11 protein-coding genes and 1 rRNA gene are annotated in these 11849 nt (G+C 32.9%); 9 read left to right on the forward strand and 3 right to left on the reverse strand.

What is annotated here, in order from left to right; translation table 11 throughout:
• Position 1 precedes the first annotated feature (1 nt).
• On the reverse strand, positions 2 to 526 hold the full coding sequence (locus QGM60_RS14990) for a GNAT family N-acetyltransferase (RefSeq protein ID WP_281141059.1): 525 nt from the start codon (positions 524 to 526) through the stop codon (positions 2 to 4).
• Entirely contained in the window at positions 520 to 1299 is a 780-nt protein-coding gene (gene dapF / locus QGM60_RS14995) for a diaminopimelate epimerase (RefSeq protein WP_281141060.1), read from the reverse strand. The genes QGM60_RS14990 and dapF overlap by 7 nt, the downstream gene beginning before the upstream one ends.
• 170 nt (positions 1300 to 1469) lie before the next feature.
• Here dapF and QGM60_RS15000 point away from each other — a divergent pair, with 170 nt between their 5' ends.
• The 9 genes from QGM60_RS15000 (at position 1470) to QGM60_RS15040 (ending at position 11436) form a co-directional block, all read left to right on the forward strand.
• Positions 1470 to 2882, forward strand: coding sequence for a trypsin-like peptidase domain-containing protein (locus QGM60_RS15000; protein ID WP_281141061.1), 1413 nt, complete (start codon positions 1470 to 1472; stop codon positions 2880 to 2882).
• Between the two features lie 142 nt (positions 2883 to 3024).
• Positions 3025 to 4473 carry a glyceraldehyde-3-phosphate dehydrogenase gene (locus QGM60_RS15005; RefSeq protein WP_281141062.1) on the forward strand — a complete coding sequence of 483 codons (1449 nt, stop codon included), beginning with the start codon at positions 3025 to 3027 and terminating at the stop codon, positions 4471 to 4473.
• A gap of 237 nt (positions 4474 to 4710) precedes the next feature.
• On the forward strand, positions 4711 to 5316 hold the full coding sequence (locus QGM60_RS15010; protein WP_281141063.1) for a tRNA (guanine-N1)-methyltransferase: 606 nt from the start codon (positions 4711 to 4713) through the stop codon (positions 5314 to 5316).
• Positions 5317 to 5460: 144 nt separating this feature from the next.
• Entirely contained in the window at positions 5461 to 6138 is a 678-nt protein-coding gene (trmD, locus tag QGM60_RS15015; RefSeq protein ID WP_281141064.1) for a tRNA (guanosine(37)-N1)-methyltransferase TrmD, read from the forward strand.
• Positions 6139 to 6264: 126 nt separating this feature from the next.
• The gene (gene rplS, locus QGM60_RS15020; protein WP_281141065.1) at positions 6265 to 6615 is read left to right on the forward strand and encodes a 50S ribosomal protein L19; all 351 of its coding nucleotides are present in this window, start codon (positions 6265 to 6267) and stop codon (positions 6613 to 6615) included.
• A gap of 746 nt (positions 6616 to 7361) precedes the next feature.
• Positions 7362 to 7934 carry a pentapeptide repeat-containing protein gene (locus QGM60_RS15025; RefSeq protein WP_281141066.1) on the forward strand — a complete coding sequence of 191 codons (573 nt, stop codon included), beginning with the start codon at positions 7362 to 7364 and terminating at the stop codon, positions 7932 to 7934.
• A gap of 155 nt (positions 7935 to 8089) precedes the next feature.
• Positions 8090 to 10309, forward strand: a complete 2220-nt coding sequence (locus QGM60_RS15030; RefSeq protein ID WP_281141067.1) for an NADP-dependent isocitrate dehydrogenase — start codon at positions 8090 to 8092, stop codon at positions 10307 to 10309.
• A 94-nt stretch (positions 10310 to 10403) separates the two neighbouring features.
• Positions 10404 to 11216, forward strand: a complete 813-nt coding sequence (murQ, locus tag QGM60_RS15035; RefSeq protein WP_281141068.1) for an N-acetylmuramic acid 6-phosphate etherase — start codon at positions 10404 to 10406, stop codon at positions 11214 to 11216.
• The gene (locus QGM60_RS15040; protein ID WP_281141069.1) at positions 11203 to 11436 is read left to right on the forward strand and encodes a DUF6095 family protein; all 234 of its coding nucleotides are present in this window, start codon (positions 11203 to 11205) and stop codon (positions 11434 to 11436) included. The genes murQ and QGM60_RS15040 overlap by 14 nt, the downstream gene beginning before the upstream one ends.
• 105 nt (positions 11437 to 11541) lie before the next feature.
• On the opposite strand, the gene rrf is transcribed toward QGM60_RS15040, so the two are convergent.
• Positions 11542 to 11650: ribosomal RNA gene (rrf, locus tag QGM60_RS15045) — 5S ribosomal RNA — on the reverse strand.
• Positions 11651 to 11849: the final 199 nt, after the last annotated feature.

The following is an 11849-nucleotide window of genomic DNA, read 5'->3' on the forward strand; positions in this document are numbered from 1 at the left end:
ATTAATCGTTAATACGCTGTAAAATATATTCGTTTGTAAAGTTATGACCGTTATAGCTCCAGTCTTTTTTCAATCCTATTTTTTTAAAACCGTTATTCTCGAACAATTTTAAACTGGCAGTGTTACCTTCAGAAATGTTTGCATAAACTTGATGAAGATGTAACGCTTCAAAACAATAATTAACCAAAAGCTCTAAAGCTTCTTTGCCTATACCTTTATTTCTATTATCAGCATCTTTAATAAGAATACCGATGCCTGCACGTTTGTTTTTTGGGTCGAAATCAAAAAGATCTATCAAACCTATTGTCTGTGCTGTTTTATCGCAAATAGCTAAACGCAATTGTTTGGCTTCAAAAATATCTTGCTGAGCATTTTCAAGATACTGCTTTATTAAAAAGCGTGAATATGGAGTTTGGGTATGACTATGATGCCAAAGTGCAGTGTCATTCTCAACCTCGTAGATAAAATCTAAGTCTTCGGGTTCTAAAGCTCTTAGGTAAATATGTTCGCCTTTTAAACTTACCACTCTATCTCTCCTTTAAAAACTTGTTGTGCAGGTCCTATTAACCAAATGTTGTTGTAGTTATTATTTTCAACATCAAAAGTTACCTTAAGTTTTCCTCCGGGTGTTTCTAAATTCACCGTTTGACTTTCAGTGTTTTTATTGTTATACATCGCTAAAGCTACAGCAGTAACACCTGTACCACAAGAGTAAGTTTCGTCTTCTACTCCACGCTCGTAAGTTCTAACAGCAAAACTATCAGAAGATAGTTGTTCTACAAAATTGACATTACTTCCGGCTTCATTATAAGGTGATCCATAACGGATTTTTGAACCATTATCCTTCACATTGTAATTCTTGATATCTGATACCATTTCTACATGATGAGGAGAACCTGTATTTAAAAATGTATGATTGTCAAAATTTTCAATTGTAGAAACGTCTTGCATTTGTAAATGCACAATAGCATTATCTACTTTTGCCTTGTGCAAACCGTCAATAGCTACGAATTCCGTTTCATCTTTAATAACACCAAGAAACTTTGCAAAGGCCACAATACATCGTCCACCATTACCACACATGGTACTTTGATTTCCATCAGAATTATAATAGACCATTTTAAAATCTGAATTTTCGTCATTCTCTAATAAGATAAAACCGTCTGCACCAATGCCAAAACGTCTATGGCACAATTCTGCAATACGTTTGGTATCATTTTTGTCTATGGATAAATCGCGATTATCAACGATAATAAAATCGTTACCTGTTCCTTGATATTTATAAAATGTCATTGTCATAATAGGCAACAAATATAATAATATTAGGCTGTAAAATGGCTTGTTAAAGCGTCGTTAAATTTGGCGTTAAATAGTCGTTAAAATGAAAACTAAAATTCAATAAATATCTAACTTTAATCGTTAAAAAGAGACAATTAATTACAAAAGTTAAACTTAAATCTGAAAAAAGTATGAAGAAGATTCTAACATTGATTTGCGTTTCGGCATTAGGTGGACTATTAACTTTAGGCGGCTACAAGCTTTTTGTAGAAGAAGACAATAATGCCCTAGCTATTGAACAAAAATCTGATTTTCCTGTTTTTGTTCCAACAAACAATTCCATTAATACATTAAATAATACTGCGGCAATTGCACCTGATTTTGTAGACGCTGCAGAAAAATCTATACATGCTGTTGTACATGTTAAAAATACAGCTATTGTAAACGCTCCTATGAGTATGCAAGACTTGTTCTTTGGAAGAACCCAACCAAGAGCACAAGTCGGTACTGGTAGTGGCGTAATTATTTCACCTACAGGTTTTATAGTCACCAATAATCACGTAATTAAAAACGCAAACGAAATCAGTATCACTTTAAACAACAATAAAACATATATGGCTGAGCTTATTGGTACAGATGAGGCTACCGATATTGCTTTATTGAAAATCGATGCTGATGAAGATTTACCATACATGGCTTTCGGAGATTCTGATAGCGCTAAAATTGGTGAATGGGTTTTAGCTGTTGGTAACCCTTTTAACTTAAACTCTACCGTTACAGCTGGAATTATTAGTGCTAAGTCTAGAGATTTATCTGGTCAGAATATGCAATCATTTATTCAAACCGATGCTGCTGTAAATCCAGGAAATTCTGGTGGTGCTCTAGTAAACACTAACGGAGATTTAATTGGTATTAATACAGCTATTTCATCTCAAACAGGCTCTTACATCGGCTATTCTTTTGCGGTTCCAAGTAATATAGCACGTAAAATTGTAAATGATATTATGGAGTATGGTAATGTACAAAACGGTATTCTTGGTGTTGTTGGTGGTGCTTTAAATAGTAAAAGTGCTGAAGAGCTTGGTACAGATATCACTCAAGGTTTTTACGTTAGTGAAGTACAAGAAGATACTGGAGCAAAAGAAGCAGGAATTAGATCAGGAGATATTATCAGAAAAATTGATGGAGTAAAAATCAATAAATTTTCAGATTTAACAGGATACTTAAAAACTAAAAGTCCTAATGATGTAGTAAACGTAACATTACTTAGAGATGGAGATGAAGAAACACTTGCTGTAACTCTTTTAAAACCTACAACAGCTATTTTACAACCAATTGGTATAGTGAAAAATGTTTCAAAAGATGAATTAAAAAAGAACAACACAGAATATGGAGTAAAGATTTCAGAATTCAATAGTGATAAACACAAGTTCTACTGGAATCAGAATGGTATTGAAGAAGGGAGTATAATTACGAAAATAAATGGTAAAAAACTCTATTCTGTAGATGATGCTCAAAATGCAATGAAATCCAGAGGATATAATGAACCTCTACAGATTGAAATAATTAATAAGGAAGGTGAGAAAGTAATCTATAATTTTTAGATAAAAATCTTAAAATCCCGATAAAATCAGCCCTTCAAAGTGTAATTCTTTGAAGGGTTTTTATTTTCGATAAAAAGCGTTACGAAAACGTTTGAAATCTGTATTTTTGCCCAAAATCAATCTATATTAAACCAATAAAAAAATGGGTTTTAACGACACTTACGAAAAAGAGTTAGCGTTTCAAGCCGATCGTCGTAGAGCAACGGTCGAATTTATTAAAATTGTAAGCGATTTATGGTACGATAAGTCTATTGAACTTGTCATTTTCAGAAATCAATTAATCGACAGAAATGTGAGCGAAATTTTAAATCTGCATGAATACGCAGGTGAATTTGTTCAAAAACCAATTTCTATCTTCGATTCTGTTGAAATTGCTCAAGCCATTAGCGCTTTAGATTTACCACCTGCAAAATTAGACATTGGTAAACTGACTTATGAGTTTCATTTAGAAGACCAAAAGTACAGCAATGCTACAGCTTTTGTCGCAGCTAAACTAGGTAATGCTAAAGACAATAAAACCATAGAGCCTAAAGATGTGGTACTTTATGGGTTTGGAAGAATAGGTCGCTTGGTAGCTCGTGAGCTTATGACTCGTACCGGAAAAGGGAATCAATTACGTCTTAGAGCTATTGTGACTAGAGGTGCAATTGATGAAACAGTTTTAGAGAAAAGAGCTTCTTTACTTAGAAACGACTCTGTACACGGGGATTTCTCTGGTATGGTAAGTGTTGATGTAAAAAATGAAGCTTTAATTATTAACGGTACTACAGTGAATATCATTTCTGCTAATGCACCTGAAGATATTGATTACACCAAATATGGTATTAACAACGCTTTGGTTATTGATAATACTGGCGCATTTAGAGACAGTGACGCTTTAAACAGACATTTAAAGTCTAAAGGAGTGGATAAAGTTTTACTAACCGCGCCAGGAAAAGGAGTGCCAAACATCGTTCATGGTGTTAATCACTTACAAAACAACCCTGACAAGGTCAAAATTTTCTCTGCAGCGTCTTGTACTACAAATGCTATTACCCCGATTTTAAAAGCTGTTGAAGATTCTTTCGGCATTAAATCCGGGCATTTAGAAACAATTCATGCTTACACTAACGATCAAAATTTAGTGGATAACTTCCATAAAAAATACAGACGTGGTCGTGCTGCAGGATTAAATATGGTCATCACCGAAACAGGAGCTGGTAAAGCTGTTAGTAAAGCCTTGCCTTCACTTGAAGGAAAGCTAACTTCAAACGCTATTAGAGTACCTGTTCCTAACGGATCTTTAGCTATTCTAAATTTAGAATTAGAAAAAGAAACTTCTGTAGAAACCATGAACACCATCATGAAAAAATATGCACTTGAAGGCGATTTGGTTGAACAAATAAAATATGAAATGAGCGACGAACTTGTATCTAGCGATATTGTTGGTAGCTCTGCTCCTTCTATTTATGATAGTAAAGCTACTATTGTTAGAGAAGATGGTAAAAATGTTATTCTATATATATGGTATGATAATGAATATGGTTATAGCCATCAAGTTATCCGCCTAGCAAAATACATTTCTAAAGTAAGACGCTATACTTACTATTAGAATTACTGAAAAAGGAAAACCTGAAAAATCTTGTCGTTTGGCAAGATTTTTTTGTTTTAAGAAAGGTGTTTTCTAACATAATTTTAGCCCAAACATCCAAAAAATAGTTTGGTCCGTATATTAATTAGCCTTTCAAATTTTGATAGGCTATTTGTTTTGTAATATTTTATGATAAAGACATAAAATTATTATCTTGGCAGACAATTAATCTAACAAACTCAAAAAAATACGTCTAAGATGAAGTTCTTAACCAAAGCCACTGTAATTCTTTTAGTTACGTTTAGCTTTTTTTCTGTAAACGCGCAAACCGATGACGACGACGAAAAGCTATCCCTTAATGAAGGTACCATAGATAACCAGTTTGAATATGTCATTCAAAAATCGGGAAAATACCAAGAATACAAAGTGGTAAAAAGAACTTGGCTATACAGTTTAAAAGCGCACACCATGGATACCTTGGCTGCTTTTCACAAAAACTTGGCCGATACAAAAGCAGTGGTAGAATCTCAGGCCAACGAAATTGAAAGTTTAAAAACAAGCTTATCTAATACACAATCTACTCTAAACGACACAAACGAAGAAAAAGACAGTATTTCACTGTTTGGTGCACAAATGAGTAAAGCAAGCTATAAAGTATTAATGTGGTGCATTATTGCTGGTTTAGCTGGCTTATTATTATTCTTTATCTATAAGTTTAAAAACAGTAACTCTCTTACCAGAGACGCTAAACATAAACTAGAAGAAGTTGAAGCTGAATACGAAGAACACAGACGTACAGCTTTAGAGCGTGAACAAAAAGTAAGACGTCAACTCCAAGACGAGCTGAATAAGAATAAAGCATAACAGAAAAGTTCTTCACAAGCAAAGAAACTTTCTAAAGATTAAATTGAAAATCCGCAACTAGTGTTGCGGATTTTTTGTTGCTATAAAGTATCTTAAAAAAAATCCCTCAATTAGCCCTACCTTTGCATTCTATTTAGAACTACAATGCGCATAGATATTATAACCGTACTACCAGAACTTTTAAAAAGTCCATTTGAAGCTTCAATTCTTAAACGTGCTATAGATTCTGGTTTGGTAGAAGTACATTTTCATAACCTTAGAGATTACACTACAGACAACTACAAATCAGTAGACGATTACCAATTTGGTGGTGGTGCTGGTATGGTAATGTTAATAGAGCCTATAGATAAATGTATCTCTGGTTTACAAGCAGAAAGAAAATATGATGAAATAATTTATATGACACCAGACGGTGAGCGACTTAATCAAAGTATTACCAACCAAGTGTCTTTAAAAGAAAACATCATCATTCTTTGTGGTCATTATAAAGGTGTCGATCAACGCGTTCGTGATAAGTTCATTACTCGAGAAATATCAATTGGTGATTATGTGTTGTCTGGTGGTGAGTTGGGTGCTGCAGTTTTATGCGATGCCGTAATACGATTAATTCCTGGTGTTTTGGGTAATGAGACTTCTGCCCTAACCGATTCGTTTCAGGATAATTTGTTAGCACCACCAATTTATACCAGACCAAGAGATTATAACGGCATGAAAGTACCAGAGATTTTATTTAGTGGCAACTTTCCAGAAATAGAAAAATGGCGCGAAGAACAAGCTTATCAACGTACCAAGGAAAGACGACCAGACTTACTAGATGAATAATTACTTTAAAATTATTCATTATTAATTGTCAATTACTAATTAATAATTATCTTTGCAGCCAATTTTAGGTTAACCTCTGGCGAAAATCGTGAATGTTGATTTGGAATAACCATTAAACAAAACAAAATGAATTCTTTAGTAAAATTTGTACAAGACGAATTTGTAACCCGTAAAGATCTTCCAGAATTTAGTGCTGGTGATACAATCACAGTATACTACGAAATTAAAGAAGGTGCTAAAACACGTACACAGTTCTTTAAAGGTGTAGTATTACAACGTAAAGGTTCTGGTACTTCAGAAACTTTTACAATCCGTAAAATGTCAGGAACTGTTGGTGTAGAGCGTATCTTCCCAGTTAACTTACCAGCTTTACAAAAAGTTGAAGTTAATAAAAGAGGTAAAGTACGTAGAGCACGTATATTCTACTTTAGAGGTCTTACTGGTAAAAAAGCAAGAATCAAAGAAGTTAGAAGATAATTCTACTCACATAACATTACAAAAAGCTCTCATTTATGAGGGCTTTTTTTAGTTTATTAACTATTGTTAATAAGTCTGGTTTATAAATTGTTTATATCTAAAACGTTAAAAAAATAAATATTTCATAATTATGTTTTAAATTAGCTAAACAATCAACAACAAACTTTGTTTGGTTTTAAAAGAAATTTTAAATTAGTGTTAATTGTGAGATAGAGATTTAGTTCTTTATTTATTGAAGTTGTTTTTCGGAGGTTAAAGAGCCGCTTGTGTAGTCAAGTGAGGTAAAATTAGCCAAGAAGCTAAATTTTAAAACATACATTAGTAGGTTTTAAAGAGAAAGTGGAAAGCTTTGAAGAAGTAGCGGAATCGAAAGTGAACGTGAAAAGGAAGAGCAATGTTTTTAGAACGTATGAATCACGAAAGTGGTTGGTAAAAGAAAAAACATCAAGGAAAAGCAAACTCACGAAACCGAGTAATATCAGGTCAATACATTTTGAAAGATATGAAACGTTTCACTGAAGCAAGAACACTTGAACTGAAAAGGATGATGGTGTAAGCCAATCAGCCGATTTAGGTAAAACTAAATAAGTCACGTTAGTATTGTTTCAAAAAGAAAGCCATGTCAGAATAGTATTTACTATAGTGATATGGCTTTTTGCTTTTAATATCCAGCTAAATAAAAGTACGCTCACTTAAAATCTCAAATCTAACTCTAAGGTTCTATTTTCAAATTTTATATTTGCTCTATGAATCTTCAACTAATAGACGACCAAAACTTTAAAAATAAAGACTATACCTCTAGCCCACTTCCAAAAGCAGAGTATAGCTATTGTACTTTCACGGATTGTAATTTTGAAAATTCCGATATCTCTAATATCAACTTTTTAGAATGTGATTTTTATAATTGTAATTTCAGTAATGTCAATGTCATGCATACTGTTTTTAACGATGTTATCTTTGAAGATTGTAAAATGGTTGGCGTTCAGTTTCAAAACTGTAATGATTTTCTATTGACCTTTCGTTTTACCAGTTGTACTTTAAACTTATCATCTTTTTATCAGTTAAAATTAAAGGCCATAAAATTCCATAACTGTAAGATGCATAACATAGATTTTACAGAGTCTGATCTTCAAAATGCATCATTTTCAGAATGTGATTTAACCAACTCTATTTTCGATAGCTCAAACCTTGAAAGTTCCGACTTTCTTACCGCAAAAAATTTCGTCATAAATCCAGCAAACAACACCATCAAAAATGCTACATTTTCTAAAGAAAATTGCTTCGGATTACTCAATAGTTTACAGATTAAAATAAGGTAAAAACAATACATGTTTTACTTTAAGGAGTTTATTGTCATTTTCTCAAAAAAACACCTTGTTTACTACTAATATCTCACTTACAAAACACTATCATTTTTGTATATTTGCACAGTTTAAAAACTAGTGATTACACGATCTAAATACTTTAATGACTTATGACCAAAACAGCAAAGATTGTTTATACAAAAACGGATGAAGCTCCAGCTTTAGCCACACGTTCATTTTTACCAATTGTACAATCCTTTACCAAATCTTCTGGTATTACAATTGAAACTAAAGATATTTCCTTAGCAGCCAGAATTTTAGCTGTATTTCCTGATTATTTAACGGAAGAGCAAAAAGTTGCTGATGCTTTAGCTGAATTAGGTGAATTAGCTAAAAAACCTGAGGCTAACATCATTAAACTACCTAATATTAGTGCTTCAATTCCTCAGTTAACAGATGCTATAAAAGAATTGCAAGCTAAAGGTTACAACCTTCCTAATTATCCTGACGAGCCTAAAACAGAAGAAGAAAAAGAGATAAAATCTCGTTACGATAAAGTAAAAGGAAGTGCAGTAAACCCAGTTCTTAGAGAAGGGAATTCTGATAGGCGTGCACCAAAAGCAGTAAAAAACTTTGCTAAAAAAAACCCACACAGTATGGGTTCTTGGTCTGCAGACTCTAAAACTCATGTCGCAACAATGACTGATGGAGATTTTGCACATAATGAAAAATCAGTAACTATTACTGATGCTACTAGCGTTAAAATAGTACATACTGATAGTAATGGCAGTCAAACTGTTTTAAAAGATAATTTAGGCTTACTTGATGGTGAAATTATTGACGCTACTGTAATGAGTAAAAAAGCATTATTAAATTTCTTAGATAAAGAAATTAAAGATGCTAAAGATCAAGGTGTTTTAATGTCCTTACACATGAAAGCAACCATGATGAAGGTTTCAGACCCAATTATTTTTGGTCATGCTGTAAGAACTTACTTTAAATCTTTATTCGAAAAATACGCCTCTACATTCAAAGAAATTGGTGTCGATGTAAATAATGGTCTTGGTAATCTTATTGATAATCTTGAAAAATTACCACAAGCTAAACGTGAAGAAGTTGAAGCGGATTTAAAAAGTGCGCTTGAAAACGGACCAGATTTAGCTATGGTAAACTCTGATAAAGGAATTACAAACCTTCACGTACCAAGTGATGTTATTATTGATGCTTCTATGCCAGCAATGATTCGTACATCTGGACAAATGTGGAATGCTGAAGGGAAACAACAAGATACAAAAGCTATTATTCCAGATAGTAGTTACGCAGGTGTATATATCGCAACTATAGATTTCTGTAAAAAACATGGTGCTTTTGATCCTACAACTATGGGAACTGTTCCTAATATTGGGTTAATGGCTCAAAAAGCTGAAGAATACGGTTCTCATGATAAAACTTTTGAAATCGCTTCTAACGGAAAGGTTGAAGTTATTGATGCTTCTGGTGAAGTATTAATTTCTCATGATGTTGAAGAAGGTGATATCTGGAGAATGTGCCAGGTAAAAGATCTTCCTATCCAAGATTGGATTAAACTAGCTGTTACACGTGCGAGAGCTTCAGAAACTCCAGCTGTATTTTGGTTAGATAAAAATAGAGCTCATGATGCTGAATTAATCAAAAAAGTAAATCATTATTTACCAAATCATGATACTTCAGGTTTAGACATCAGAATCTTATCACCTATTGAAGCTACTAATTTTACATTAGAGCGTATTAAGGAAGGTAAAGATACTATCTCAGTTACAGGAAACGTTCTACGTGACTATTTAACGGATTTATTCCCAATTTTGGAAGTTGGTACAAGTGCTAAAATGTTATCTATTGTTCCTTTAATGAATGGTGGTGGTTTATTTGAAACTGGTGCAGGTGGTTCTGCTCCTAAGCATGTTGAACAATTTCTTGAAGAAAATCACTTACGTTGGGATTCTCTTGGAGAATTCTTAGCTCTAGCCGTTTCTCTAGAACATTTTGCTGAAGTTAACAGTAATGAAAAAGCGAGAGTTTTAGGTGAAGCTTTAGATGATGCTTCTGAAAAATTATTGGAAAACAAAAAAGGACCTTCTAGAAAAGTTAACGAATTAGACAATAGAGGTAGCCATTTTTATTTAGCACTTTATTGGGCTGAAGCTTTAGCTAATCAAACTAAGGATACCGAATTACAAGCTGAATTTAAAGAGGTTTATGAGAAGTTGTCTTCAAATGAAGACACCATAGTTAATCAATTGATAGACTGTCAAGGCGAACCAATAGATATCAATGGTTATTACTACCCAAGTGAAGATTTAGCTTCTGGCGCTATGCGACCAAGTGATGTACTTAATACTATTGTTAAATAAGATTAATACATTATAAACATCATATAATTTTAAAAAGCTTCTTTAGGGAAGCTTTTTTTTATACTTTTATTTATCATTTTGAAGCTAAAAATACATGTCTTTTACTAAAACTACAGAACAAGACTCTTACTATGACAATCTAGAACAGATGTCTATCAAAGAAATCATTACTAATATTAATAATGAAGATAAAACAGTCCCTTTAGCGGTTGAAAAAGCGCTACCACAAATAGAAAATTTAATTAAAGTAGCTGTTGAAAAACTACAAAAAGGTGGAAGAATTTTTTACATAGGTGCAGGTACAAGTGGACGTTTAGGGATTTTAGATGCTTCTGAATGTCCTCCAACTTTTGGTGTTTCACACGATTTAGTAATTGGACTAATTGCAGGTGGAGATACTGCTATAAGAAAGGCTGTAGAAAATGCTGAAGATTCAACAATTCAAGGCTGGGAAGATTTACGTGCTCATAATATTTCTACAAAAGATATTGTGATTGGTATTGCTGCATCAGGAACTACACCGTATGTAGTTCACACATTAGATAAATGTAACCAAGAAAATATTGCTACAGGTTGTATTACTTGCAATAAAAATAGTCCACTATCCCAAACAGCAAAATTACCTATTGAAGTTATTGTTGGACCAGAGTTTTTGACCGGTAGTTCTAGAATGAAAGCAGGAACAGCTCAAAAATTAGTTTTAAATATGATAACTACTACATCTATGATACAAATAGGAAAAGTAAAAGGTAATAAGATGGTAGATATGCAATTAAGTAATGATAAGCTAGTCGAAAGAGGAATTAAAATGATTATGAAAGAACTAAATGTACCAGAATCAAAAGCTACAGAACTATTAATGAAATATAAAAACGTTAGAAAAAGTATAGAATATGGACGAGAATAACAGAACTGACAAAGATATTTTAATGAAGGGGGTTAAAAAACTTGGTATAAGTCTTCTTTGTATGTTTGCAGGACCTTCACTAAGCTATATAGCTTTAAGCAATAAGGACAAATCACTTTATATTCCATTACTCATAGCTTCTATAGCTATATGTATAGCTGCTATTGTTCTTCTGTATATTGGAATCAATACAATATTAAAAAGTATGTTTAAAAAATAAGACCGACAATTATTTTTTTTTAACCCTTCTTCATATAATGTTCTCATCTAATAAACCCATATAAAAAGCAAAAAACCCTTACTAATAGATAGTAAGGGTTTTCAAAAAAGGCGGCGACCTACTCTTCCACAGTAAGCAGTACCATCGGCGCTAACGGGCTTAACTACTCTGTTCGGAATGGTAAGAGGTGAGCCCCGTCGCTATAACCACCTTAAATTTTTATCCTGAAGTAGATTCAGGATTTGGTTGTTATAAAAAATCAACACTAATATTGTTGACATATTGAAAAAGACGCTAAAGGTCATCGATATATGATAATTAAAGAGCTATACAAATAAATATGTACTTATAAAAAGAGCGGCGTACAATAAGCCTACGGGTTATTAGTACTACTCGGCTATGACATTACTGCC

Origin of the sequence: Winogradskyella sp. SYSU M77433 (genome assembly GCF_029911945.1) — a bacterium.
Classification (GTDB): domain Bacteria; phylum Bacteroidota; class Bacteroidia; order Flavobacteriales; family Flavobacteriaceae; genus Winogradskyella.